Raw genomic sequence first — 24366 nt, 5'->3', positions numbered from 1 at the left:
CACGCCGTCACTCCACGGGATTCATCTCGCTTTCGTCGACCCATTTGTGGTTCGTCATCTCCATCTCATCTGTCTTTACGTCGACCATGTAGACGGTCTCGTCGGTCGCGGAGTCGATGGTCGCCTCGGCGCCCTTCATTCCGGGCATATGGTCGGCGGTGACGGTGGCTTTCGCGCCCTTCTTCAGTGGCGCTTTGCCCGGATCCTCAAGCTCTTCGTGGACGACCCACTTGTGATCCTCGACCGGGTCTCCGCCATCGGTCGGCGTGTAGCTGATCGAATACGTTGTCGTGTCGAACGCGCCGGAGACTTCTGCCTCGGCGCCCTTCATGCCCGGCATGTGGTCGGCGGAGAGGACGACTGTGTCACCGACGTCGAACTTCGGGTCGGCGGCCTTCGTGATTCCTGCCGGTGGGTCGCCGCCGTCGGCAGCGTGTCCTTCATGTCCGCCCGATTCATGTCCGGATTCGCTGCTGTCCGTATCTTCGTGGTCGGCCCCGCCTGCTTCGTTCGAGGCGGATTCGTGATTGCCGTGGGAGTCCTCGCCGCCGGATTCTCGGGTGTCGTCATTCGCGGTTGAGCAACCCGCCAGTGCCAGTCCGAGTGCTGCGGCGACTGCAGTGAATCGAATGGTCGGAGTGAGCTTCTTCATGAGTGGTCTCCTGATTCTGTGAGACGGTCGCGTCGGATTCGCTCGGCGGAAGATGAGAGCATTTGAGGGCATCCCATTCCTTGGGCCCGCCACGATCACCCTATACCCCTTGAGGGTATGATTGCCAAGACGACAGAGGTGCTCTGCACCCGTAGTGACATGGGGAGATATATGAGAACGACGCAATTCGTGTTGGGTGCGACGGCCCTGGCTCTAGCGCTGACCGGGTGTTCGGCTCCAGGGCAGGAAAGCGGGTCATCCGCTGCATCAGGAGAGTCCGCGGCGGTGCAGCCGGGTTCGGCCGAAGCGCTGCTTGCGGATCTCGATCTGGCCGACGAAGACGTCACCGGAGTCATCGATCATCTCGATCGCCTGCCTGTCGACGAGAGGCCCACCGACCTCATGGCCTCGGTGCAGCCGGACGAGCTCGTCCTCACCGACGGGCAGCACGAGGCGACGATGGCACTGCCGGAAGGGAAGAGCTATGTGTCCATCGCTCCCTTCGTCGATGAGACGCACGACTGCTTCTACCACAGCCTCACGACCTGTCTCGGTGAGTTGAGCGGGAAGGACGTCGACGTGGTGATCACCGACTCGGCGACAGGCAAAACAGTGGTGGATGACTCGACGACGACCTTCGACAACGGTTTCGTGGGCTTCTGGGTGCCATCCGACATCACCGGTACCATCGAAATCACCGCCGAGGGCAAGACCGGAACGACCGAATTCTCGACGAGAAGCGATGGGCCCACCTGCGTGACCGACCTCGAATTGCAGTAGGCACGATCGGGCGCGGCCGACCGATCACGCCCATCCAACAGGAGCGCAGCTATGACCCACCACATCGTCATCGGAGCGGGCTTGGCCGGTGCCGCAGCCGCATATTCCCTGACCGCGCGCGGCGAGGACGTCACCGTGCTCGAACGGCACACTCCGGCCAACGACCGAGGCAGCTCTCACGGTTCGGCCCGCATCTTCCGGTATGCCTACCCGGATCGTCTCTACACCGAACTCGTTGTGCGCGCCCGGCAGCTGTGGGATGACCTCGAGACGAAGTCGGAGACCGAGCTCATCACTCGAACGGGAGCGCTCGACTTCGGCGATGCCCGGCACACGGATCTGCTCTCCGAGATCTTCGAGGCAGTCGGAGTCGAGTACGAGATCCTCGATCCGGCACGAGCCGGCGAACGGTGGCCGCAGTTCGTCTTCGACACCGACGTCCTGTGGCACCCCGATGCCGGCGTCATCGACGCCGAGACCACGGTGACGACCATGCTCGACCGTGCGATGGACACGGGGCGGGCCCGGGTCCTCACCGATTGGACGGTCACCGAGGTGGCCCGACGGTCCGCGGGCGGCTTCCGTGTCACCTCGGCGACAGGCGAAGTCGTCGAGGGCGACCGTGTCATCGTCGCGGCGGGCGGGTGGCTGCCCGCCCTCCTCGGCGATCTTGGTCTTCCGCAGGCGTTCCTCGATGCGCTGCCGCGATTCGAAGTGCGGCAGGAGCAGGCTTTCCACATGCCTTACCGCGATGCCGTCGCGGACGGGCGGCCGAACACGCCCTGGCCGACGTTCATCCACAAATCCGGGGAGATGTTCACCTACGGGCTTCCCGGCGGTCGGGATGCCGGTTATGCGGGGCAGAAGTTCGCCCAGTTCAACGGTGGGAAGGTGATCGGATCGGCGCTTGACCAGGACGGACAGATCACCGAGGACATGCGGACCCGGATGATCGACTATGCGAAGCGGAATCTGCCGGGACTCATTCCGGAGCCGTACGCGGAGACCACGTGCCTGTTCACGAACACGCCGACCGAGGACTTCGTCATCGACGAGGTCGACGGTCTCGTTCTCGTCTCGGCCTGTTCGGGGCACGGGGCGAAGTTTGCGCCGCTGCTCGGAGAGTTCGCAGCCGACCTCGCCACGGGCGCCGGTGAAGTGCCGGACCGATTCCGGGTGGGCGTTTCTGCCCGGTGAGCTGTTCGCGACGAGGCGGTTCAGCGCTTCGACGCGATGAGTTGGCTCAGCGCGTTGACGCGATGATGAGGTGCCGCGTCGAATGCGCGACGAAGGGCTCGCCCCTGCGCATCCGCGAGTCGAGTTCGCGCAGCTGTGGCAGGTAGTCGGCGACTGTGAAATCGGGTACCCACCACGGGCACTTGCGCAGGATCCAGACGATCGCGCCGACGTCGAAGAACTCCATGCGGCAGCGTGCGGTGCGCAGCGTTTCGACCGTGAGTCCGGCCGCCTCGGCGGCGTCGGATTCGGTCTGCGGGTGCCGTGAGCGACGATTTTCCGGCAGCGGCCCGAGGAAGAACTCGATGAGCTCGAAGGCCGAGGCCGGACCGACGTGCTGGGCGAGGTAGGTGCCGCCGGGGACGAGTACGCGGGCGATCTCCGACCACGCGGGGCTCACGGGGTGTCGGGAGGTGACGAGGTCGAAGCTGCCGTTGGCGAACGGCAACCTGTCCGGGTCGGCCTCGACGACATCGACGCCACAGGGGCCGAGCCGATGGCGGGCCACGGCGATGTTGGGGCGGTGCGATTCGGTCACGGCCATGCGCGGCGGCAGCACGGGTGCCTCGTCGATGACCTCACCGCCGCCGGTGTCGATGTCGAGGGCCGCGGTCGCCGTCGACAGCCGTCTGGCCAGCAGCGTCGAGTAGGTCCACGGTGGTCGCTCCTCGGTGGCGCGGCCGTCGAGCCAGTCGAATCCCCAGCCGGTGACATCGGCCGATTGTGCTTCGGTGACGAGCTCGTCGAATGCGCGCATACCGTCATCTTCGCGCACACGTCTCTCACCCGTCGAGCCATGCGGTCACGTCGGCGAGGAGGTCGTACGGTGCCTCGAGCGGGACGAGGTGCCCGGTGCGCGGGAACCGGGTCACGTGCGGACGGTGGGGAAGCGCCTCGGCGAGGCGATCGGCTTGGTCGACGGGAACCCACGGATCGTCCTCACCCCACCCGATGCGGACCGGGCAGCGGACCTCGCCGAGGCGGTCGACGATGGGCGCCGTGTGCTCGGGACGCAGCGCGGCGATCTGCCGGTAGAAGGCAGGCTGACCTGCGTCGGTGCACCACGGCGCACTGAGTTCGGCGATGTGGTCTTCGCTGAGGTTCGAACGGCATTCGCTCGACGGAGATTGGTCGGCTGTCGTGGCCGCCGCCCCCGTGATGTACTCGCGGACCAGGGCGCGATGGAGGCGAGGTGGGAGGGCGGCGAAGACCTTTTCGTTCTCGGCGACGAGGCGGAAGAACGGTGAGCCCCATGGGTCGAGAGTGACGACATCGAGCAGATACAGCGACGCGAAATCACTGCCTTCGAGCAGGTGCGCGCCGAGTGCGACGGCGCCGCCGATGTCATGGGCGATGACGTGGGGGTCCGAGATGTTCCAGCAGTCGATGAGCTCGGCCAGACGACGGCGTTGGGTGATGAGATCAACGGCGGGGGCCGCCTCGGCGAGGGGATCGTCCGTCGGCTGTGCCGACGTTCCGGCCGGGTCGGGGATCGACTCGTCGGATGTGGCGGGAATCGATTCGCCGTAGCCGGGCATGTCCCAGAATCGGACTCGGTTCGTCTGCGCGAGTTCGCGGGCGAGTGGCAGCCACATCCGAGATGACCAGGGGGTTCCGTGGCAGATGATGACCTCGCCGAGGCGGCCCCGGTCGTTGTCGCGGTCGCTCGGTTCGAGTGTCTTGGTGGCGACCTCGGCGCCGTCGCTGAGGGTGATGCGGTCGGTGGAAGTGCGGATGGCGGGACTGCGGTCGGTTGGCGTCGTCATGAAACGACGGTAGAACTTCAGGTCAACCTGAAGTCAAGGTGTCATCATGGTCTCATGAGGATCGGGGATGCGGCAGCGCAGCTGGGAACGGCTGCGCATGTGCTCAGGCACTGGGAAGACGAAGGCGTCGTCGTGCCGGACCGGACCGCGAGCGGACACCGGGAGTATTCGGCCGAGCATCTGAGCAGATGCCGGATCGTGTTGTCGTGTCAGGGCGTGGGCATGAGTCTTGCCGAGATCCGAGCGATCCTGCATCGCGGTGAGGCGGGACGTGCCTCGGTGATCGCGGCTCGCCTGTCGGCGATTCGGGCACAGCGGACCTCGCTCGACTCAGCGGAGCAGTTCCTTCTCCACGTCCGCGAATGTCGACACGACCTCATGACCCGGTGTCCGGAATGCTCGGAATATGCGGGGTGAGTGGGCCGCATTGGGACGGGGCGGTCGGCCGCCTCGGCGAGGGGAATGTTGTGGTGGGCGGAACTCAGTGCACATTGCGCGAATTCTCGGGGCGGTGACGGTCACAAAATCGCGCAGAACGGGCATGATGGCCTTATGACCACAGATATGGATATTGCGCTCAGCGCCGAGCTCGATCCCATCGTCGACATCGCCGCTGGGCTGGGTCTCGACGCGCAGGACATCATTCCCCACGGATGGACGAAGGCGAAGGTGCCCATCGACGTCCTCGATCGGGCGGCCGAGACCGCCGCGGACGGCAAACTCATCCTCGTCACGGCCATGAGTCCGACCCCGGCCGGTGAGGGAAAGACCACGACGAGCATCGGCCTGGCAGACGGACTCAACGAACTCGCCCGGTCGAACCCCGAGGTCGGCCAGGCCGTGTTGGCGCTGCGGGAGCCGAGCATGGGCCCGGTCTTCGGAATGAAGGGCGGGGCGGCCGGAGGCGGATACGCGCAGGTCGTGCCGATGGAGGACATCAACCTCCACTTCACCGGCGACTTCGCGGCCATCGCGGCGGCGAACAACCTCGCCGCGACGATGCTCGACAACCACATCCACTTCGGCAACAGCCTCGACGTCGACCCGCGGCGCATCCACCTCCGCCGGGTCGTCGACCTCAACGACCGCGCGCTGCGGGGAGTCGTCGTCGGGCTCGGCGGTCTGAACGGGGGAGTGCCCCGCGAGGATGCCTTCGACATCGTCGTCGCCAGCGAGGTCATGGCCGTGTTCTGTCTGGCCACCTCGTTGGCTGACCTCAAGGAACGCCTGGGACGGATCGTGCTCGCCCACAGTAGGGGGCGGGAACCGATCACCGTCGCCGACATCGGGGCAGCGGGGGCGATGACTGCGCTGTTGCGCAACGCTCTGGCACCGAACCTCGTGCAGACCTTGGAACATTCGCCGGCCTTCATCCACGGCGGACCGTTCGCGAACATCGCCCACGGGTGCAACAGCCTGCTGGCCACCAAGGCCGGACTGGCGCTGGGGGACTGGGTCGTGACGGAAGCCGGCTTCGGTGCCGACCTCGGGGCCGAGAAGTTCCTCGACATCAAGTGCCGCACCGCCGGAATCTGGCCGTCTGCCGTGGTCGTCGTCGCGACCTTGCGAGCGCTGAAGTACCACGGGGGAGTCGACGTCGCCGATGTGAACTCTCCTGACGTATCGGCGGTGCTCGAGGGGATGAGCAATCTTGAGCTGCACTGTCGGAACCTGCGCGAGATCTACGGACTGACGCCCGTCGTGTGCTTCAACCGTTTCCCCACGGACACCGACGAGGAGATGGCCGCTGCGATCAGCCATTTGGATGGTCTTGGGATTGCGGCCGTGGAGTCCACGCACTGGGCTGATGGCGGCAAGGGTGCGCTCGCCCTGGCGGAGGCGGTCGTCGAGGCTGCGGGCGGGGCTGGGGCTGGGGCTTCTGCGTCGAACGGCGGCGACGCCGAGTTCCGGACGATTCGTGATGAAAATCGAGGCGAAGGGCCGCACGATTCGTCCGGAACTCGTCCGCCACGTGAGGAGCCGGCCGCCTCGGCGAGGTACTCGTACGAACTCGACCAGCCCCTGGAGGACAAGATTCGCACGATCGCGCAGCGGATCTACCAAGCCAAGGACGTCGACCTGCCGGCCAAGGTGAAACGGAAGCTCAAGCAGTTCACCGAGGAGGGCTACGGGGACGCGCCCGTGTGCATCGCGAAGACCCAGTACTCGCTGTCGACGGACGCGAGCCTGCGCGGGGCGCCGACCGACCACATCATCGAGGTCAAGGACGTGCGGCTGTCGGCCGGTGCCGGGTTCATCGTCGTCATCGCCGGTGACATCATGACGATGCCGGGCCTGCCGCGCGAACCCTCAGCGCTGAAGATCGACGTCACAGACGACGGCAACATCACCGGCCTCTTCTGAACCCAATTACTACCCGACGGCGGCTCAGCAACCTCGCGCGAGGTTGCTGAGCCGCCGTCGGGTAGTAATTGGGGGTGCGGTGGTGTCAGCGGGGTCGCTGCAGCCAGGGGCGCAGCAGCCGCGTGCTCACCGGCAGGAAGATGTAGGTCATCAGCGGTGTGAGAATGCAGATGTTGAGGAGCACGGCGAGGACCTTCGGCCAGCTCTCCAGGTGAGGCATGAGGAGGAACGTCGAGAGAAGACTGAGCGGGAAGAACGGCAGGAAGATGCTCACGGCCTGTTTCCACCTCGGCGGGACGACCGTCTCCGGGATGGTGACGGACTCCTCCCCGTGTGGTTCGAACCAGCCCTCGATGCCGGTTCGATGCTCCACTCGGGTGGTCTCGACGATCTCAGCCGCGCTTTCGATCCACCACCGACGGTCCGCGGACTCGTCCCAGGCCCGCAGCGACTTCTCATCGGAGAACCGGTAGAGCACGTGCCATTCGTTCGAGTCCGGCGAGGTTCGCACCCACCCCGACCCCAGATATCCGTCGCGTTCGCGGGCCAGCTCCTGGCCCGCCTGCACCCAGGCGTTGAAGCGCCGGTGGTTGTCGGGGCGGACGGTTCGGGCGATCGAGACAGTGACGGCAGAGTGCTGAGACATAGTGAGAATCCTAAGGGATCACCTCGGGCCTCATGTCCCGCAGATGCTCACTGCGAATGCCCTTGCAGATGCCCTAGGGGCGTTCGATGACCTGTTTGATCGCTGCGAGAGTCTCGGGAATGCCGGTCCGCGCGGAAGCGGCGCGTGCAGCGATCTCCTCGGTCGCACGCGCACCGTACTTCTCTGCGAAGAATTCCTGCCCCGCAGGCAGAAACTCCCACGATTCGGTGAGCCGCGTGCCTTCCTCGGTTTCCTGCATGCTGTAAGTCCAGTTGACTCGGCCGGGTCCCACGCTCCACCCGAACGCCCGTCCCTCGTCGGCGACGACGACCTGGCTGCGGGTCTCCCATTCGCGGTCAGGGGTGACGTTGCGGCCGGTGAACCAGGCTCCCGGCCGCGGGCCATCGCCGTCGTCCCACCAGCATTCGCGGCAGACCGGAGACCATTCTCCGGTTCGGGTCACGTCCGCAACGGTTCGGTAGACCGTCGCCGGGTCAGCGTTGATGGAGATGGAATCTGCGAAGGTGAGAGACTCGGTCATGCCGATCATTCTAACGATCCGCAGAGTCGGACGAGCGGCCTCCCCGTCGGTCGTGAGCCAGATATCCGGCCGGTCGGAGACTGCCCGCTCAGATACCGGCCGGTCGGAGGACCGCCCCGGCTGTGTCAGTCTGCTGCGGTGACGCGGGCGAACACCCGGTCGAGGGAGGACGCGAGAGCGGCGCGGTTGGCCTCGTCCATCCATTCGTTGTTGAGCATCTCATTGAGACCGCCCGGGGTTTCGTGGGCGGCGACGAGGTCGTTGATGGACTCGGTCGTCTCGGCGAGCGTGGTGCCGAGGCCGACGAACTGACCGCGGATGAAATGATCGGCGTCGGCCCGGTCCCAGCCGCGGTCGATGAGCCACGCGGTGATCGTCTGCAGGAATGCGAAATGTGTCGACATCGTCGCAGTCACCGCCGAAAGTGTGGAGAACATCGTCTCGTCCGCGGCTGTCACCGACCCGCCGAGGCGGTCGAGCAGATCCTCGACCGCCTCGTTGGCCGGGTACATGGCGGTGACTCCCTTGCGCTCGCGGACAGCGGGCAGAGGAATGATCCGCACGATGGTCGGGGAGTGCGGAAGATGTGCCTCGAGGGCCTCGGTCGGGACTCCGGCTACCGCGCTGACCAGGGTTTTCTCGGCTGGGATGTCGAGTTCGTCGAGCACGCTCTCCGACTGCTGCGGCAGCACCGCGAGGACGATGAGGTCGCTGCGGTCGACGACGTCCTGGTTGCTCTGACAGATCGTGACGGACTCGATTGACTCGGCAAGGTTCTGTGCACGCTCGGCATTGCGTGGGGAGAGGAAGAATCGGAAGTTGGCATTCGTCTCGCTGTGCGCAAGACCTTCGACCATCGCCGAGGCGATCTCTCCGACTCCGATGAAACCGATGCGTGTCATGTTCTCCTCCTTGAGTGACTCACTCTGAGCCGGGGGCGGGGGTATCCGTCTTATCGCATTGTGTCATCGAATCGTGCCGGCAGGGCAGAGGTCTGAATTCGGGACCGAGGTGTTCGACGACTGAAGGTCACTGCGGTCGCCAGCCGCCATCCTCCCTGATCGCGGAGGTGATACGCCGACTGGCCCTGCCCAGTGCGCGAGCCTGAGCCGGGGTCAGAGACTCGAAGACGACGCGTCGCACGAAGGCAACGTGCTCCGGAGCGGCCGCACGCATTGTTGCGAGACCGGAGTCGGTGAGGGAAGCGATTGTCGTACGCCCGTCGCCGGGGTCCGGGCGTCGAGTCACCCATCCCTGGCGCTCCAGTCGGCCGACTGCCCTCGACAGTCGGGAGAGTGTGCTGTTCGCGAAGCCGGCGAGTTCTTTCATCGCCAAAGTCTTTTCTGCTGCCTGGGAGAGTGCGAAGAGGATCCCGTACTCGAAGTGGCTGATCTGCGAATCGCGTTGCATCTGCGCATCGAGTGCGGCCGGAAGCCACTCCAGCAAGGTCGCGACCGACGACCAGATCTCGAGTTCGTCCGCCGTGAAGGTGGGCGTATCGGAGTCTTGAGGGTTTCGTTCTGTGGCGCTGCTCGCAGGACTGTTCATGCAGTGCAGTCTAGTGGATTACTTGCCTGAGAAACTCAATCGATCTAGTGTTGACTTTCCTGAGCAAGTGAAAACGGTTTCGATAGATAAAGGCGGGAATCACATGGACCTTCAACTGGCGGGCAAAACCGTCTTCATCTCGGGCTCGACACAGGGGATCGGGTACGCGATCGCCACCCTGTGCTCGTACGAAGGTGCGACGGTCATCATCAACGGACGCAACGAGGACAGCGTCAACGCGGCTGTTGCACGTCTGCGAGACGACAACCCGGCCGCCTCGGCGAGGGGAATCGCGGCGGACTTCGGTGTCGTCGGGCAGGTCGACCAGCTGCTCGACCGCCTCGGCGACGTGGATATCCTCATCAACAACGTCGGTCTCTTCGACGTAGCGACGTTTGCCGAGATCGACGATGCCGAGTGGACGCGCTGTTTCGAGATCATCCTCATGGGCGCGGTTCGCCTGTCCAGACGACTGCTTCCGCGGATGCTTGCGGACGGGTGGGGCCGCATCATCTTCATCGGCACGGAATCGGCCATCGACGTGCCCGCGGACATGATCCACTACGGGGTGACGAAGGCCGCGGCTCTGGCGCTGAGCAACGGTCTGGCGAAACTCACCCGTGGCACCGCGGTGACCGTGAACACCGTGCTCGGCGGACCAACGTATTCGGACGGGGTCGCCGCCGTGGTCGAACAGATCGCCGCCGCACAATCGATGTCCGTCGATGATCTGCGGGACTCACTGGTGCGGGAGTCCTCGCTGCTGCAGCGCTTCATCGACCCGGGCGAGATCGCCAGCTTGGTGGGCTATCTGGCCAGCCCGCTGTCTTCGGCGACGAACGGTGCGGCCCTGCGCGCAGACGGTGGGGTGCTGCCAAGTATGGTCTGAGTGGGGCAGCGCCGGTCGTCCCGTCGAGCCCAGCCTCGGCGGCGGCTGCGGTGCGCGGGGTTGAGCGTCACATCCACCCCTCGCGGCGGGCGTTTCGTATCGCTTCGGCGCGATTGCGGGCCCCGAGCTTGCCGATCGCGCTCGACAGGTAGTTGCGGACGGTGCTCGGAGACAGATGCAGAGCCTCGGCCGCGTCGACGATGGGGACCCCGTCATCAGTTGCGCGGAGTACCTGGCTCTCCCGGTCCGTGAGCGGGTTCTCTCCTGAGCTCAGTGCCTGGGCCGCCAACAGCGGGTCGATGACCATCTCCCCCTGTGCGACCCGCCGAATCGACCCGGCGAGCGTCTCGACCGGATCATCTTTGACGAGGAAGCCCCGTGCGCCTGCGTCCATCGCACGCCTCAGGTATCCCGCTCGACCGAAGGTCGTGACGATGATGACTGAGGAGCCGATCGCGTCAGTATCGTCAGCGGTTGATGTGGTGCCGTCGGTCTCATGGTTGAGCTCTTCGAGAGCTTCGAGTCCGTTCATCCCCGGCAGATCGATGTCGAGGAGAACGACATCCGGCTTGAGTCTGCGGACCAGTTCGGAGACTTCGTCGCCGCGTGCTGCCTCACCGACGACGGTGATGTCGTCTTCGAGGTCGAGCAGACTGATGAGAGCCGAGCGCATGAGAGCTTGGTCCTCGATGACGGCGATCCTGATCATTCCGATTCCTCTGTGCTCGGTGCGTGGACGCTGAGCGTGAAGCCGCGCGGGCCCGAGCGTGTATGCACGTGACCGCCCAGACGTTCTGCCCTCTCTCGCACCCCGATCAGGCCCGAGCCGGTCGGATTCGAGCCCATCCCGTGGCCGTCGTCGGTGATTTCGAGTGCTGCAGCTGACTCGTCGACAGAGATCTTCATCGTGCAGTGGGATGCGTGGGCGTGACGGAGAATGTTCGTCGCCGCCTCCCGGACAGCCCAGGCGAAGAGGGTGTCGGTGGGACCATCGAGGTGCGGCAGCGGAGTCGTCGTCTCGACTTCGACCCCGGCGTCCTCAAGGGTTTCGACGGCGTGGGACAGCTCGTCGGCAAAGCGCATCTGCCGGTACCCGGCGACCGCCTGGCGGACATCGGCCAGGGCTGTGCGCCCGATGCCTTCGATCTCCTGCGCATGCTTGGCGGCGACTGCGGGATCACTGTCGGCGAGGCGACGAATGGCCTCGGCCTTGACCACGATCACCGAGAGAGTGTGGCCGAGCAGGTCATGGAGATCTCTGGAGAAGCGCTGGCGTTCCTCGACGACCGCAAGCCCGGCCAAACGGCGTCGGGTGGCGCGCAGGTCGTCGATCGTGCCGGTGAGACAGCGGATCAGGTAGGTGCTGGCGCCGGCCATGACGGTGGCGAAGCCGAACTGCAGCGCATTGCTGAGCGACATCGTGGCGAACCCTTCAGCGAAGGAGCCGCTGATGGCCAGGCCCGTCACGATGCCGAGTGCGGCGCGAAGGCGGATCGCGGTTGCCGCTGCGATGGCGAGCAGCGGATAGAGGAAGCCTTGACCTCCGGGCGACAGGAAGAATTGGACGACGACGAGTGCCATGAGCCCGATCGTGCAGAGTTCTCCCACTCGCTGCGGCAGGCCGCGGTGGGCGATGACGACCGTGATGACATAGAGGGCGGTGATCGCCAGATGGACCGCGAGTATCACGGCCTTGCCGTCGAGAACAGCTGTCAGTATCGGGGACAGCATGAGGACCGGCAGCCAGATCAGCGCGAACCCCGGCCCGCGGGTTCGGGCGACCCACCGTGTGACTTCGTCGTCGCAGTCGGTCGAAATGGATTGCTTCGTCATTGTCGCCTCCGATTCGTACATTACTCGGAACCCGCCGCAGACGAGGCCGAATCAGTTGCTGCGACGTCGTGGTCGAAGGCGCGGCTCATGCTGCGCGAGACGAAGCGCCGCAGGCCGACGATCATCGTGACGCCGACGGCCAGATGCATCAGCTCCAGTGTGACCAGCGCCGAGTCCCTGGCTCCTGACAGCAGCGGACCTGCGAGGGACAGGACGAGGACAGCACAGGCGATGACGGTCCACATGACCGCTCCGCCGCGAAAGCCTCTCATGATGAGGTAGGACAGGCTGGCTGCACACCCGCTGCCGAGGGACACGAGCGCAACAGCAGTAAGGGAGACTGTGAGGCCGCCGGCGGTCAGAGTGACGCCGGCGACCGGTACGGCAAACACCCACACTGCCAGTGCAGCGGAGACCGCGGTGAGGGTCACGGCGGCAGCGCTGAGAGCAGGACTCCGCAGGGGAGTCGCAATCGGCTCGGCCGGTGGTTCGTGCCCGGCGCCCTGAATGGGGGCAACAGTGGACGGTGGTGCTGATGCCTGTTCGGTGCGACGGTTCATCACGTCCGCCTCCTCGTTCGACGTGTCGTTGGTTTCTGACACCGTCGACGCTACCGAGGCCCGAGGCGGCGCTGTAGGGAGTGCGATCCCGACTGCGAAGTGACAAATGTCCTGACACACAAACCCCCTCCAGAACTACGTGACGGCGTCCCAGCAACCTCGCGCGAGGTTGCTGGGCCGCCGTCGGGTAGTAATTGGGGTCAGAAGCTGGGGAGGACGGAGCCGTCTGCCCACTTGTCCTCGATGAACTTCTTCACTTCGGGGGAGTGGAGCAGCTCGTCGAGCTTCTTGATGTTCTCGTCGCCCTTGTTCTCCGTGCGCACAGCGAGGAAGTTGCCGTACGGGTTGTTCTCGGCCTTCTCCAACAGGATGCCGTCCTTGGCCGGGCTCAGTCCGGCTTCGAGGGCGTTGTTGCCGTTGATGACAGAGGCGTCGACGTCTTCGAGGGTGCGAGCCAGCTGCGCGGCATCGGCTTCGACGAACTTGATGTTCTTCGGGTTGTCCTCGACGTCGGAGAGCTTCGCGTCGACCGCGTCCACGCCGTCCTTGAGGGTGATGAGCTTCGCGCCTTCGAGCATCTTCAGCGCCCGACCCTGGTTCGACGGGTCGTTGTTGATGCCGATCTTTGCGTTCTTCGGAATGTCCTTGACGTCCTTGATGTCCTTCGAGAACAGTGCGAAGGGCTCGAGGTTGATCGGCTCAAAGCCGGTGATCTCGTAGCCCTGGCCTTCGACCTCGGAGTCGAGGTACGGCTTGTGCTGGAAGTAGTTCGCGTCGATGTCGCCGTCGTTGAGCGCCTTGTTCGGCAGCGTGTAGTCCGTGTATTCGGTGACCTCGATGTCGAGGCCGGCATCCTCGGCGAGGTTCTCGTCCACGTAGCGCAGGATGTCGCCCTGCGGAACCGGGGTCGCACCCACGGTGAGCTTCGTGATGTCGCCGTCCTTCTCACCGACGGAATCGGTGCCGCCGCCGACAAGTCCGCAGCCCGACAGCAGCAGAGTGGCGCTGGCCGCGATCGCAATGAGTTTGGTCTTCATAGTTCTCCTTGATGTGTGTTGAGTGATGTGCAGTGGGATGGGCAGTGGTGGCCGTTAAGTGGGGTCAGATTGCCCGCATTCGTCGTCGATTCGGACAATCTGAGCCCACTTAACTCGGTGCTCCGCCCTCGCGCCGGGCGGAGCCGTCGCTGGGGCGGACGTGAGCGACCTCGCCGAGGCGGCTCACCGGTGGTCGACCGCGCGGGCCAATCGATCGCCGACGAATTGGATGAGCGTGACGATGAGGACGAGGACGATGATGCAGGCGATCATCGTGTCCGCCTGGTAGCGCTGATAGCCGTAGGAGATCGCCAGCGCACCCAGACCGCCGCCGCCCACGGCACCGGCCATCGCGGTGTAGGACACCAACGTCACCGAGGTGACCGTGGCGGCCCCGATCAGCCCGGGCAGAGCCTCGGGAACGTAGACCTGACGGATGACCTGGCCGTTCGATGCGCCCATCATCAGGGCGGCTTCGATCTTGCCCTCGGAGACCTCGCGCAGCGAGTTCTCGACGAGACGGGCGTAGAAGGGGATCGCGCCGATGGTCAGCGACACCACGGTCGCCTGCCAGCCCAGCGCCGAGCCGACGACGAATCGGGCGAAGGGGATGAGCGCGATGATGAGGATGATGAAGGGGATCGAGCGCGTGATGTCGACGATGAAGGACAGCACCCGGTAGACGACCGGGTTCGAGTTCAGCCCGCCCTTCGAGGCGGTGAACAGCCAGATGCCCAAGGGCAGACCGAGGAGCACGGCCAGGCCGGTCGACCATGCGGTCATGAGCAGAGTCTCGATGGTGGCCGGCCACATCTGATCGGTGATCGCCGGGTTGTCGAACCATGTGGGATCGTTCATCAGGCAGCCTCCTCCGCATAGATTCCATCGGCTTGCAGGGCGCTGATCAGCTCTTTCGCCTGGTCGGCCGAGTCGACGGAGAAGCGCAGCCGGCCGACCTGGCGACCGTCGATGGTCTCCACGGCTCCGGCGAGGATCGCCTCGGCGCTCGCTCCGGCGTTCCGCGCGGCGGTGAGCACGGTCGGCAGGTCCGTGCCGGCCAGGGACACCTCGACGAGGCGGCTCGCCCCGTCATCGAGGCTGACCGGAGGCAGGGGGACGAGATCCTTGGCAAGCACCGACCCGGGCTCGGCGATGACCTCGGCGAGTTTCCCGGTCCTGGCCACGCGGCCGTCGGCGAGCAGCGTCACGGAGTCGCAGATCTCGCGGATGACGGACATCTCGTGGGTGATGATGAGGACGGTGATGCCCAGTCGGTCGCGCAGCGAGCGGATGAGACCGAGGATCTGCTCCGTCGTCGTCGAATCCAGCGCCGAGGTGGGCTCATCGCACAGCAGCACCTTCGGCTCGGCAGCCAGGGCGCGGGCGATGCCGACGCGCTGCTTCTGTCCTCCCGAGAGCTGAGAGGGATAGTTGTCGACGCGGTCGCCGAGGCCGACGAAATCGAGGAGTTCACGCGCCTTGGCCAGACGTTCGGCCTTCGGCACTCCGGCAATCTTGAGCGGGTGGGCGACGTTCTTCAGTGCCGTGCTCGAGTCGAGGAGGTTGACGTGCTGGAAGACCATGCCGATGCTGCGGCGGGCCTCGCGCAGACCGGCACCGGACTGGTTCGTGAGGTCGACGCCGTCGATCGACACCGTCCCGGAGGTGGGGGACTCGAGCCCGGTCAGGCAGCGGATGAGGGTGGACTTGCCGGCGCCGGAGCGGCCGACGATTCCGTGGATCTCTCCGGCGGGGACCGAGAGGTCGATCTCCTCCAGGGCGACGGTGCCTCCGAACACCTTGCGCAGTGCGCGCAGTTCGATCACAGGCGCCTCCTCGTGTGGTTGGTCAGTGCCGCGCACGGTGGTGGACGGCAGGAATTGGGGATGGGCCGGTCTACGGTCCAGTAGGGCCGACGATTCAGGATGACAAGCAATCAGAGGATCCTCACAGGCGGATGTCATAAATCGACGTATAACCGGGCGATCGTGACCAAGCACATACTCGCCGAGGCGGCCACGTGACGTAGGGACCTCGCCCGCGGGGCGAGGTGAGGCGGCCACGTGGCGTGGGATCCTCGACCGCGGGATGAGGTGCGGCGGCCATGCAGCAGCGCGGCCGGCGGAGGCGGTATCCGCGTTGTCGGATCATGTGCAGGGGAAGGTGCGTTGTTATTTCCCGGTCCGTAACCCGCAGTCCATGTCGGGGGCGTAGACCGGTGGAATCGACAGATCTGCGCACCGGGTCGGGCCCGCCGGTGCTCACGCGACGATGGGATGAGCATGCACGAAGAATCGAGCAGGATCGCGGCGATCGTTCCCTGCCACAACGAGGAGATCACCGTCGCCAAGGTCGTCGGCGACCTCAAGGCCGCCGTTCCCGGCATCACGGTCTACGTCTACGACAACTGCTCGAGCGATCGCACTTCGCAGCGTGCCGTCGAGGCGGGAGCCGTCGTCCGCAGGGAGAACGTGCCGGGCAAGGGCAACGTCGTCCGCCGCGCCTTCGCCGACATCGACGCCGACATCTACGTGATGATCGACGGCGACGACACCTACGAGGCGGCCCACCTGCCCGAGATGATCGACACCCTGATCTCCGGCCCGTACGATCATGTGCTCGGAGTTCGCCAGGACAATCAGGAGACCACGTCGTACCGTCCCGGCCACGAGGCGGGGAACCAGATGTTCAACCGGCTGACCGGGTGGCTCTTCGGATCCGAGGTCTCCGACATGCTCTCGGGCTACCGCGTGTTCTCCCGCCGCTTCGTCAAATCGTTCCCCGCGATCAGTCGCCGGTTCGAGATCGAAACCGAGCTGACCGTGCACACGATGTCCCTGCGCCTACCCACCACCGAGGTGGCCGTGGACTTCCGCGACCGACCCGACGGGAGCGAGTCGAAGCTCTCGACCGTCAAGGACGGGTTCCGCATCCTCGGTCTGATCTCCGCCCTCGTGAGGCACGAACGACCCCGCCTGTTCTACGGCAGCCTCACCGTGTTGCTCGCGGCCCTGTCGCTGGTCTTCGGCCTGCCCGTGATCTGGGAGTTCTGGCAGACCGGTCTCGTGCCCCGGTTCCCGACCGCGATCCTCGCTGCCGCGCTCATGGGACTGGCCTTCCTCCTCGGCAGCGTCGGCCTGACCTTGGACGGTCTGCGCCGAGCCAGGCGGGAGACCTCCCGCTTGGTCTACCTCAGCCTGCCCGCCGTGACCGGTCGACCCGTCACCGAACGGCAGAGCTCGGGGAAGACTCGCACGGGAGGCGACCCGTTCGTCGAGGCGGCCGGGACAGGGGCGGTCGACCCCTCCCCTGAAGCGGCGCGCCAAGACGCGCAGGTGCGAACCGACGAGCAGGTGCGGACGCGACTGGCTTCATGACTGAACCGAAGTCGAAATCCACTCGCTCCATCCTTTCCGAACGATCCGAAGGACCTATCGGCGGATCTGCGGACCACTCCGGCAACTCGGACAGAACTGGATTCGCCGTTCGCCTGCGTGCAATCCTGTCGTCCGCGCTCGCCTGGGACATCCTGCTGGCTGTGCTGGCCTTGGTCTGGTCGCTGGTATTCATCCGGCTGTTCTCACCCGGACGGGTCAACGTCGACATCGGTGAGCAGTATCTGCAGGCGACTGGGAAGCACCCTGTCTCCGACTGGCATCCTCCGGTGATGAGCGTGGTGTGGCGCGGGTTGATCGAGATCACAGGCGACGTGGGAAGCCTGCTCGTCCTCCAGGTCGTGCTGCTGGCCGCAGCGGCTTGGCTGCTCGGTGTGTTCGTGCATCGAGCCGGGGCACCGAGGTGGGTGTCTCTGCTGGGGCCGACCATAATGGCTGCCCCGTGGGTCGTGTCGCAGATGACGACCTTGTGGAAGGACACGCAGATGGCAGTGTCACTCCTGTTGGCCGTGGTGTTCACCGTCATCACCCGTTTTGTTCCGAAGGCATGGATCTTCTGGCTGCCTGCGCTCGCACTGTTCGTCTACGCGGTGGGTGTGCGGAAGAACGCGGTTTTCGCCGTGGTGCCGATCGCGGTCTACGGCGGCTGGTGCCTGTTCGGCCGGTGGCGAAGACATCGTGCGTCAGCCCGGGGGCGTTCCGAAATGCGCAGTCGCCCGGTTCTTCTCACGGCAACGCTGTCTCTGGTCGTGCTTGTGCTCATCGGCGGGGGCGCAAAGATCACCGATGTCCTCATCGGCTCACAGGTCGGCGTCGAGAAGTCCGGACAGATCTCGCAGATCTTCCTCGACGATGTGATGTTCTCTGTGCCGGAATCTCGACTGCAGTCGTCTGACGCACCAAGAGAGCTCAAAGACCACATCAGTTCGGCCCGGGACACATGCCTCGACAAAGGCGTGATCTGGGATGCCTATTGGAACTGCTACGGCCGAGGCACGACTGGGAAGGCATTCAGTCCTCTTGCCTACCAGGATGAGCTGAAGTCGCTGTGGTTGAGCGAAGTCGTCACTCATCCGGTCAGCTACCTCGAGTATCGGACATCGGTCTACTCCTATTACTTCTTCACCTCGAAGCTCGAATACTGGGAGGCCGACTGGGACGGTGATGCGCAGAAGGCAGGCTTGCCCGCAGGGAGCGTCAAGGCTGACTACATCTTCCGCCCGTATGTCGAGGACTTCGCCCTGGGAACATTCCCGATGCTCTTCAAACCCTGGTTCTGGACCCTCGTCGCCGCTGTGCTGGTGGGACTGGCCGTTCGCGCACGTCGGCGGGACGTGACAGTGCCGGCAACGGGATCGGCAACGGCAAAGGCAACGGCATCGGCAACGGGATCGGGACCCTCCGTGCGCCCTTCAGCGGGGTCGAAACTGAGCCACACGCCGACGTTCTGGCCCGAGATCACGGTCCTGGCCACCTCGGCGCTGTGCTACATCGTCGGGTATTTCCCGACCGTGCCGGCCAATCATTTCCGGTACACGTTCTGGCCGGCGCTGGCCGTCACCGTCGCGTTCGTCCTCTGGCTCGCCCAGCTCCGCATCCAGCGAGTCCGAAAGATCGGGCCATAGACTGAGTGCAGTTATGAAAGAGTCATTCTCGGTCCGTCTCCGGCGCCTGGCGGTGGAAGCCTTCAAGTTCCTCACCGTCGGCGGGCTCGGCTATATCGTCGACGTCGGCCTGTCGAACCTGCTGGCCTACGGACTCGGGCCGATCCCGGCTCTGCTCGAGGGCAGCCCGATCAAGTCGAAGATCATCTCGACGATCCTCGCGATGGTCGTCGTGTGGCTCGGCAACAAGCTCTGGACCTACGGCGACCGGACCACGAGCTCGAACATGCGCGGCGTCGTCCTGTTCGTCGCGGTCAACCTCGCCGGCATGATCATCACCGTCATCCCACTCGGCGTGACCTGGTATCTGCTCGATATGCGCGACCAGCTCAGCTACAACATCTCGACGAACGTCATCGGCATCGGATTGGCGATGGTCTTCCGGTTCTACGCCTACCGCACGTGGGTGTTCAAGGACGAAAACCCCGACACCGAGGTGGTCGTGCCGATGGAGGAATCGAGCCGAGTCCCCGACGACCGCGGCTGAACGCCTTGGCCGACGGTCAGCGGGTGCGACGCAGTTTGCGATAGGCGCTGACGACGGGGGCCGGGGTGACGGTGCGCAGCTCGGCACGAAGAAGCATTCGCTTCTGCTTGAGCAGCGCGGCCCGCCGATTCGGCAGCTGACCGGCCTGCGCACGGGTCGCCAGCAGCCCGAGGTCGCGGCGCAGCTGTCCGTCTTGCACGTGGAAGTAGTTCTCGGTCAGCCATTCCGGGTCAGGGAATCCGATTGATCCGGCAGCGACATCGGCCAATGTGCCGGTGGCGCCGGAGCCTTCGAAGACCTCATTGAGCAGTCCGGCATCGAAGCCGAAGTCCGAGATGAGCAGGGTCGGAATGCCGCGATCGATGGATTCGAGTGCCGCCGTCGAGGACACGGTGACCAGGGCCGAGCCGTCGGTGAGGAAGTCGCTGAGGGGACCATAACCCAACTCGATGCGTGCCGCGCCGGGGACTTCGCGGGTGCGGAAGTCGTCGAGGATCTCGAAGTAGGAATGCTGCTCGTGGTGGGTCTCGAACTCACCGGGTCGCGAGCGCATCTTGATCACTGCCGTCGACTCCGGGTGCCGGTCGGCGAATTCGGCCACGGCGGCGATGATCGCCTCGCGGTCGGCACGCTCGGCCGGGACCTTCGCCTGCGGAGCGAAGACGAGGGTGCGCGGGAGCGCAGGAGCGCCGCTCTGCGAGCCACCGACCGGGGCTGGCGGTGAGGGCGGGGAGGGCGGGGAGCCGACCGACGGCGGGGCCGCCTCGGCGGTGGGGGATGCAGTCAGCTGCGGAATGCCTTCCGAGCGCAGCATCGGCAGGCGCGCCAACAGCACCTCGCAGGGCACCTGCGACCGCGCGCTCGCCTCGGTGTAGGCGGTCACCTCGGCGGAGGAATGGGCGATGAACGCATCCATCAGCCGACGATAATTCATCCCTTTGCCGCTGGCGGGCAGACCCATTCCGGGCAGCCCCGAGACCAACGCCGGCCTGTCGGTGCGGGTATGCGCAGTGAGGAAGACCTGGGCGACGATCGGGCCGGTGGCAGCGCCGAGGACGATGTCCGGGGAGTGGTCGGCGATGACGCGGGCAAGGTCGGATCGGGCGATGACGGGCACCTCGCGGTGTTCCCAGTCGGTGCCGGCGACGGCGCTGGCGATCTGCTCGTCGGTCGGCAGGATCGGGTTGTCGACGAGGAACACGCGCCCCTCGACATCCGGCAGGGACGACAGCAGCTGGGTCGCCCACTTGAGGTAGGACTCGCTGTCGGAGATCGAGAGAATGCGGATCAGGGCGAGCCCGGCCGATCGCCGAGGCGGCAGCACCGGTCCGTCCGGGTGGGCTGACTGCGACGACTGACCGTCCGCGCGGGTGCGCTCGGTCAGATGCGAGGGCCGCGGCGGGACGTCGGAGAGCGACGGCGGAAAGATCGGCCCACTGTGGTGGGGGTCGCCTGGTTCAGGAATCGTCATCTGCTTTGACCGACTGGGCGTTGAGGGACTGTCGCAGACTATCGGGTGAGGCGCCGGTCCACCACTTCGCGGGGATCTCGGTGACATCGATCGTCACGTCCGGATTGAGCACGGCCAGGGACACCGCCGCGGTCGACGGCAGGCTGCGGATCGTCGAATTCGGCGGCAGATTGATCAGGCGCAGCTCGATCGGCAGACCGAGGTTCTTGATCCGCACCCGCTCATCCTGGGCGAGGTCGGTGAGGAACTCCTCGGTCTCACGTCGATGCGGGTAATACGTGATCGATCCGTGAGCGTCGATGATCTCATCGACCCAGGCCCGGTAGGCGAAGGCGTCGATGAGTCCGTCGGCGGCCAGGGACGAACCGATGACCGGGTTGTCGCGCGGGTGGCTGCCGCCGGTGGGCAGGGTCTGGAGGTGTTCGAACCGGTGGCGGGTGATCTCGCCGCCGGATCTGAGGAACGCCTTGCGCAGTGATTTGGCCACCGGCAGGGCGGTGTGCCAGCGCAGTTTGCCCACCGTCGCCAGGCCCCGCAGCCGGTCGGCGACGTGCGCGGCCATGACCGTGCGTGAGGCCTTGAGCTTCTGCCGGGGCCGCACGAGGGGACCGCGCTTGGCCGTGAGGATCTCGATCGCCGAATACGTGGCCAGACCGTCGTCGAGGATGACGACCTCGGGCATGCGGCGCTCGAGATACGCCAGCGCCAAGGCTCTGTGCACCTGACCGGAGCAGGCATCGCCGAGGTAGATCCGGTCGAAGGCCGTCTTGCGCAGCAGCCCCGGCTTCGCCCCGTCACGGTCGAGGCGGACGTTCTTCGGCAGCCAGGCCGGGTCGAAGGCATCGAGGAAGGAGGTCATGCCCTTCGCGTTCGCCCGAGCCCGAATGAGCAGATCCTCCGTCGGCTCATGGGATTCGAGTGCAGAGAGGAATTGCAGAGGGGATTCGACGAAAGCGACGGCGCTCCGGCGCTTCTTCTTCGGTGTCACCGGTGTTGGATCCGTTTCATGATGCGTTGTTGTTTTCTTGCTACCGCTTTGATCACGAGCGTTCCCGACCGTCTGATCATCCGCTTCGGAGCAAACGCTTTCGTCGTGCTGCCCGGCAGAGCGAGCGCAGTGAGGCGTCGGCGTTTGAAATAGCGGCGGAACCGGTCGGCGGAATCGCCGCCGATGTGCTCGTCGAAGACCTCTGTGAGGAAGTCCGTCGCCGCGTCGCGCAGATCGTGCGACAGGGTCGGTGCCATGCAGTAGGTGACTGCCGCGAGCAGGCGCGCCAACTGCGGATGCGCGTCGGCTCTGTCCGGGGCGCTGCCGTCGCAGATCTCGGAGATGATCGTCAGCGGAATGCGGTTGCTGTTCTGGTAGGGAGCGATGGCTTCGAGCAGCAGATCCGTCCCCACGGCCAGGGCGGGCACCTGATAGATCTGGCGGGCAGTCATGAGTGCGGTCGAGAACCCGCCGACGATGAGGTCGGGAGACAGCCGATCGATGATGACCTCGGCCATGACGGGCAGGTCGAACAGCTGCAGTGTGATGCCGAGTCGTTGTGCCGCCTCGAACAGCGGTCCCGTCTGCGACGGCGGAGCGGCCGGGTGCGGTTTGAACACCACGACCTCCAGGCCGCGGGCGGCAGCGGCCTCGATCATATCGATGTGCAGCTGCGTCTCCTCCTCGGAGGTGATGAGTCCCAGCGCCGACAGATACTGGCCGACGACCAGTGCCCACGGACGAGTACCCGACGGCTCGGTACTGAGAATCTCTCCCAGCTCCGCATCGAGAGTTTCGGCCGAATGCTCACCGAGCTCGCGCACCACACCGGTGAATGACTCGACACCCAGCGGGCGGTGGGCGATGCCGAATTCGCGGAGCAGCTTCGGCGAGATTCCCGGCACCAGCGGCAGATAATGCAGCACGGACATGCGCTGACCGTTCGTCAGGGGAATCTGGTTGCGGGTCGGGCCGAAGCTCATCAGCCCGTCGGCATGCACCCTGATCGTCGCCCGGGAGAACACTCGGCCGAGTGCAATGGCCGGGTTGACCTGGGGTGATTCGAGCACGAGTTCGATCTCGTCGGTGTCATCCAGACCCCAGCGGCCGCGCAGATACGATTCCACAACGGGCAGATCCGCATGATCGGGTCGCCACGACGACGGATGGACGTGCAGAGGCGCGAGCGCTTCGTTGAGGTCGACGACCCGATCGAAACGGGCGATCAACGAGGCGGCTCCCGGCGAGTCGACGAATGACTCCGAGAGCTCCATGACGACGGCATTGTTGCTGACCAGAAGGATCCGCTCGCTCGGTGCCGGAGCGTCCTCGGGCGCGAGCCCTTCGGTTCCCATCAGCGCCGGAGCCGCCGGCCGGTCGTAGTCACCGCCGTCGATGCCGGCCGCCAGGCAGACGAGCTCGAACAGGGTCGAAGCGAGGAAGATCTGTTTCACTTCACCATCTCCAGCACCAGCGAGGGTGCGTCATTGAGGTAGCTGCTGACGTTGAGCTGCCGTCCCTGTTTCTGCAGAACGAATTCCTCACGCAGATACTCGGGCGGAATCTTCGCCGAAATCGTTCGTGCACCCCGCCTCAGCTGGTGCCGCAGCGACGCCGGGGACGCTGCGAAACGATTGATCTGATGGTCGAGGATGGCCAGCCAGTTGCGGATCGCCTTCGGCCACAGTCGGTCGGCGTCCGGTTCGGCGGCGACCAGGTCGAAGATCTGTCCGAAAGCGCGGATGAAATCCAGTTGTCGGATGTCGACGATGCGCGACAGAGACCCTGCCAGCCCGCGTCGATAGAGGATCCCCGGAGCATCGACGACGGCGAAGGACTCGGCCTGCAGGTGCAGCCGCCAGATCCAGGACCGGTCTTCGGCGGTCATGAAGTTCTCCGGGAAATGGAGGATCCCCTGTTCGAGCACCCTCCGGTGGAAGATGCCTGCCCACGCGAACGGATAGTCGACCATCGTCGATTCGTAGACGGGCAGGATCCCCACCTTGGGGTCCAACGGCACATCACGGACCGACATCGGCGCGAGTTTGCGCACCCGTTTGGTCCCCTCCACCGTCGTATGGTCGCAGCGGATGAAATCGACTCCGAGCCTGTGCGCCGCCGCCAGCATCGAGGACAGATGCCCCGGAGCCAGCCAATCGTCCCCGTCGAGGAAGATGATGTGCTCGCCCCGAGCAGATGCCAGACCCTTGTTGCGGGCATTGGCGAGTCCCGTTGCCTCGGGGTTGGTGAGCACCTCGAAATGAGGGAACCACGTGCTGAATTCCTCCAGCAGCTCTGGTGTCTCATCGCTCGATCCGTCGTTGACGAAGATCAGCTGAGTGCGGTCCCACACGGGGCCCTGCTGCCGCAGTGAGCGGAACAGTGTGCTCAGGTAGGGGGCACCATCTTTCGCGGGGATGATGATGCTCAAGTCGAAATCGGTCACGGTGCTTCTCCGGAAGGTGCGGTCACGGTCGGGTCACCCGACCGTCGGTGGGGCGGACAGGGA

25 protein-coding genes are annotated in these 24366 nt (G+C 65.3%); 8 read left to right on the top strand and 17 right to left on the bottom strand.

From position 1 onward, the window contains the following. Positions 1-7: 7 nt before the first annotated feature. Positions 8-652, bottom strand: a complete 645-nt coding sequence (locus tag QYM46_RS14665; RefSeq protein ID WP_432789542.1) for a YdhK family protein — start codon at positions 650-652, stop codon at positions 8-10. 171 nt (positions 653-823) lie between these two features. On the opposite strand from QYM46_RS14665, the gene QYM46_RS14660 reads away from it, so the two are divergent. Then, positions 824-1432, top strand: coding sequence for a CueP family metal-binding protein (locus QYM46_RS14660; RefSeq protein ID WP_432789541.1), 609 nt, complete (start codon positions 824-826; stop codon positions 1430-1432). Between the two features lie 51 nt (positions 1433-1483). Then, entirely contained in the window at positions 1484-2629 is a 1146-nt protein-coding gene (locus tag QYM46_RS14655) for an FAD-dependent oxidoreductase (protein ID WP_432789540.1), read from the top strand. 46 nt (positions 2630-2675) lie between these two features. Here QYM46_RS14655 and QYM46_RS14650 read toward each other — a convergent pair whose 3' ends face one another. Both QYM46_RS14650 and QYM46_RS14645 read right to left on the bottom strand, forming a co-directional pair. After that, entirely contained in the window at positions 2676-3425 is a 750-nt protein-coding gene (locus QYM46_RS14650) for a class I SAM-dependent methyltransferase (RefSeq protein WP_432789539.1), read from the bottom strand. A 25-nt stretch (positions 3426-3450) separates the two neighbouring features. Continuing rightward, positions 3451-4434, bottom strand: a complete 984-nt coding sequence (locus QYM46_RS14645; RefSeq protein WP_432789538.1) for an alpha/beta fold hydrolase — start codon at positions 4432-4434, stop codon at positions 3451-3453. Positions 4435-4488: 54 nt separating this feature from the next. Between QYM46_RS14645 and QYM46_RS14640 the strand changes: the two genes are divergently transcribed. Both QYM46_RS14640 and QYM46_RS14635 read left to right on the top strand, forming a co-directional pair. Then, positions 4489-4851 (top strand): MerR family transcriptional regulator, encoded by a 363-nt coding sequence (locus QYM46_RS14640; RefSeq protein ID WP_432789537.1) that lies wholly within the window; start codon positions 4489-4491, stop codon positions 4849-4851. Positions 4852-4986: 135 nt separating this feature from the next. Further along, a complete protein-coding gene (locus QYM46_RS14635) occupies positions 4987-6798 on the top strand; it encodes a formate--tetrahydrofolate ligase (protein ID WP_432789536.1) in 1812 nt (603 codons plus the stop codon). An 85-nt stretch (positions 6799-6883) separates the two neighbouring features. Here QYM46_RS14635 and QYM46_RS14630 read toward each other — a convergent pair whose 3' ends face one another. The 4 genes from QYM46_RS14630 to QYM46_RS14615 form a co-directional block, all read right to left on the bottom strand. Continuing rightward, positions 6884-7444: an antibiotic biosynthesis monooxygenase gene (locus QYM46_RS14630; RefSeq protein WP_432789535.1), complete on the bottom strand. Its 561-nt coding sequence runs from the start codon at positions 7442-7444 to the stop codon at positions 6884-6886. 73 nt (positions 7445-7517) lie between these two features. Then, positions 7518-7985 (bottom strand): SRPBCC family protein, encoded by a 468-nt coding sequence (locus QYM46_RS14625; RefSeq protein ID WP_169253003.1) that lies wholly within the window; start codon positions 7983-7985, stop codon positions 7518-7520. A 125-nt stretch (positions 7986-8110) separates the two neighbouring features. Continuing rightward, positions 8111-8887 (bottom strand): NAD(P)-binding domain-containing protein, encoded by a 777-nt coding sequence (locus QYM46_RS14620; protein WP_432789534.1) that lies wholly within the window; start codon positions 8885-8887, stop codon positions 8111-8113. A 127-nt stretch (positions 8888-9014) separates the two neighbouring features. Then, positions 9015-9533, bottom strand: a complete 519-nt coding sequence (locus QYM46_RS14615; RefSeq protein ID WP_169253001.1) for a MarR family winged helix-turn-helix transcriptional regulator — start codon at positions 9531-9533, stop codon at positions 9015-9017. 103 nt (positions 9534-9636) lie between these two features. On the opposite strand from QYM46_RS14615, the gene QYM46_RS14610 reads away from it, so the two are divergent. Beyond that, on the top strand, positions 9637-10422 hold the full coding sequence (locus QYM46_RS14610) for an SDR family NAD(P)-dependent oxidoreductase (protein WP_432789533.1): 786 nt from the start codon (positions 9637-9639) through the stop codon (positions 10420-10422). 67 nt (positions 10423-10489) lie between these two features. On the opposite strand, the gene QYM46_RS14605 is transcribed toward QYM46_RS14610, so the two are convergent. The 6 genes from QYM46_RS14605 to QYM46_RS14580 form a co-directional block, all read right to left on the bottom strand. Continuing rightward, positions 10490-11131: a response regulator transcription factor gene (locus tag QYM46_RS14605; RefSeq protein ID WP_432789532.1), complete on the bottom strand. Its 642-nt coding sequence runs from the start codon at positions 11129-11131 to the stop codon at positions 10490-10492. Continuing rightward, positions 11128-12255 carry a sensor histidine kinase gene (locus tag QYM46_RS14600; RefSeq protein ID WP_432789531.1) on the bottom strand — a complete coding sequence of 376 codons (1128 nt, stop codon included), beginning with the start codon at positions 12253-12255 and terminating at the stop codon, positions 11128-11130. The genes QYM46_RS14605 and QYM46_RS14600 overlap by 4 nt, the downstream gene beginning before the upstream one ends. Positions 12256-12275: 20 nt before the next feature. After that, a complete protein-coding gene (locus QYM46_RS14595; protein WP_432789530.1) occupies positions 12276-12857 on the bottom strand; it encodes a DUF6069 family protein in 582 nt (193 codons plus the stop codon). 158 nt (positions 12858-13015) lie between these two features. After that, on the bottom strand, positions 13016-13852 hold the full coding sequence (locus QYM46_RS14590) for a MetQ/NlpA family ABC transporter substrate-binding protein (RefSeq protein ID WP_432789529.1): 837 nt from the start codon (positions 13850-13852) through the stop codon (positions 13016-13018). A gap of 183 nt (positions 13853-14035) precedes the next feature. Then, complete coding sequence (locus tag QYM46_RS14585) at positions 14036-14710, bottom strand: methionine ABC transporter permease (protein ID WP_432789528.1); 675 nt, start codon at positions 14708-14710, stop codon at positions 14036-14038. After that, positions 14710-15678 carry a methionine ABC transporter ATP-binding protein gene (locus QYM46_RS14580; RefSeq protein WP_432789527.1) on the bottom strand — a complete coding sequence of 323 codons (969 nt, stop codon included), beginning with the start codon at positions 15676-15678 and terminating at the stop codon, positions 14710-14712. The genes QYM46_RS14585 and QYM46_RS14580 overlap by 1 nt, the downstream gene beginning before the upstream one ends. Positions 15679-16134: 456 nt before the next feature. Between QYM46_RS14580 and QYM46_RS14575 the strand changes: the two genes are divergently transcribed. From QYM46_RS14575 to QYM46_RS14565, 3 genes are read left to right on the top strand one after another with little or no spacing between them, the layout of a single operon-like run. Then, the gene (locus QYM46_RS14575) at positions 16135-17229 is read left to right on the top strand and encodes a glycosyltransferase (RefSeq protein WP_432789526.1); all 1095 of its coding nucleotides are present in this window, start codon (positions 16135-16137) and stop codon (positions 17227-17229) included. After that, complete coding sequence (locus tag QYM46_RS14570) at positions 17226-18872, top strand: hypothetical protein (protein WP_432789525.1); 1647 nt, start codon at positions 17226-17228, stop codon at positions 18870-18872. The genes QYM46_RS14575 and QYM46_RS14570 overlap by 4 nt, the downstream gene beginning before the upstream one ends. Before the next feature lie 13 nt (positions 18873-18885). Further along, on the top strand, positions 18886-19398 hold the full coding sequence (locus QYM46_RS14565; protein ID WP_432789524.1) for a GtrA family protein: 513 nt from the start codon (positions 18886-18888) through the stop codon (positions 19396-19398). 16 nt (positions 19399-19414) lie between these two features. Here the strand turns inward: QYM46_RS14565 and QYM46_RS14560 are convergent, their stop codons facing one another. From QYM46_RS14560 to QYM46_RS14545, 4 genes are read right to left on the bottom strand one after another with little or no spacing between them, the layout of a single operon-like run. Beyond that, a complete protein-coding gene (locus QYM46_RS14560) occupies positions 19415-20869 on the bottom strand; it encodes a DUF6716 putative glycosyltransferase (RefSeq protein WP_432789523.1) in 1455 nt (484 codons plus the stop codon). Further along, positions 20856-21857: a hypothetical protein gene (locus QYM46_RS14555; RefSeq protein WP_432789522.1), complete on the bottom strand. Its 1002-nt coding sequence runs from the start codon at positions 21855-21857 to the stop codon at positions 20856-20858. Before QYM46_RS14555 ends, QYM46_RS14560 begins: the two co-directional genes overlap by 14 nt. Beyond that, positions 21854-23311: a polysialyltransferase family glycosyltransferase gene (locus QYM46_RS14550; protein WP_432789521.1), complete on the bottom strand. Its 1458-nt coding sequence runs from the start codon at positions 23309-23311 to the stop codon at positions 21854-21856. Before QYM46_RS14550 ends, QYM46_RS14555 begins: the two co-directional genes overlap by 4 nt. Then, positions 23308-24303 (bottom strand): glycosyltransferase family 2 protein, encoded by a 996-nt coding sequence (locus QYM46_RS14545; protein ID WP_432789520.1) that lies wholly within the window; start codon positions 24301-24303, stop codon positions 23308-23310. Before QYM46_RS14545 ends, QYM46_RS14550 begins: the two co-directional genes overlap by 4 nt. Positions 24304-24366: the final 63 nt, after the last annotated feature.

Source organism: Brevibacterium sp. K11IcPPYGO002, from assembly GCF_050920635.1.
GTDB lineage: Bacteria > Actinomycetota > Actinomycetes > Actinomycetales > Brevibacteriaceae > Brevibacterium.
Note: the sequence above shows the minus strand (reverse complement) of the source record. Positions and strands in the feature narration are given on the sequence as shown.

Coding starts and splice junctions, on each gene's coding strand:
- QYM46_RS14665 (WP_432789542.1), bottom strand. CDS start 652: ATGAAGAAGCTCACTCCGACCATTCGATTCACTGCAGTCGCCGCAGCA.
- QYM46_RS14660 (WP_432789541.1), top strand. CDS start 824: ATGAGAACGACGCAATTCGTGTTGGGTGCGACGGCCCTGGCTCTAGCG.
- QYM46_RS14655 (WP_432789540.1), top strand. CDS start 1,484: ATGACCCACCACATCGTCATCGGAGCGGGCTTGGCCGGTGCCGCAGCC.
- QYM46_RS14650 (WP_432789539.1), bottom strand. CDS start 3,425: ATGCGCGCATTCGACGAGCTCGTCACCGAAGCACAATCGGCCGATGTC.
- QYM46_RS14645 (WP_432789538.1), bottom strand. CDS start 4,434: ATGACGACGCCAACCGACCGCAGTCCCGCCATCCGCACTTCCACCGAC.
- QYM46_RS14640 (WP_432789537.1), top strand. CDS start 4,489: ATGAGGATCGGGGATGCGGCAGCGCAGCTGGGAACGGCTGCGCATGTG.
- QYM46_RS14635 (WP_432789536.1), top strand. CDS start 4,987: ATGACCACAGATATGGATATTGCGCTCAGCGCCGAGCTCGATCCCATC.
- QYM46_RS14630 (WP_432789535.1), bottom strand. CDS start 7,444: ATGTCTCAGCACTCTGCCGTCACTGTCTCGATCGCCCGAACCGTCCGC.
- QYM46_RS14625 (WP_169253003.1), bottom strand. CDS start 7,985: ATGACCGAGTCTCTCACCTTCGCAGATTCCATCTCCATCAACGCTGAC.
- QYM46_RS14620 (WP_432789534.1), bottom strand. CDS start 8,887: ATGACACGCATCGGTTTCATCGGAGTCGGAGAGATCGCCTCGGCGATG.
- QYM46_RS14615 (WP_169253001.1), bottom strand. CDS start 9,533: ATGAACAGTCCTGCGAGCAGCGCCACAGAACGAAACCCTCAAGACTCC.
- QYM46_RS14610 (WP_432789533.1), top strand. CDS start 9,637: ATGGACCTTCAACTGGCGGGCAAAACCGTCTTCATCTCGGGCTCGACA.
- QYM46_RS14605 (WP_432789532.1), bottom strand. CDS start 11,131: ATGATCAGGATCGCCGTCATCGAGGACCAAGCTCTCATGCGCTCGGCT.
- QYM46_RS14600 (WP_432789531.1), bottom strand. CDS start 12,255: ATGACGAAGCAATCCATTTCGACCGACTGCGACGACGAAGTCACACGG.
- QYM46_RS14590 (WP_432789529.1), bottom strand. CDS start 13,852: ATGAAGACCAAACTCATTGCGATCGCGGCCAGCGCCACTCTGCTGCTG.
- QYM46_RS14585 (WP_432789528.1), bottom strand. CDS start 14,710: ATGAACGATCCCACATGGTTCGACAACCCGGCGATCACCGATCAGATG.
- QYM46_RS14575 (WP_432789526.1), top strand. CDS start 16,135: ATGCACGAAGAATCGAGCAGGATCGCGGCGATCGTTCCCTGCCACAAC.
- QYM46_RS14570 (WP_432789525.1), top strand. CDS start 17,226: ATGACTGAACCGAAGTCGAAATCCACTCGCTCCATCCTTTCCGAACGA.
- QYM46_RS14565 (WP_432789524.1), top strand. CDS start 18,886: ATGAAAGAGTCATTCTCGGTCCGTCTCCGGCGCCTGGCGGTGGAAGCC.
- QYM46_RS14560 (WP_432789523.1), bottom strand. CDS start 20,869: ATGACGATTCCTGAACCAGGCGACCCCCACCACAGTGGGCCGATCTTT.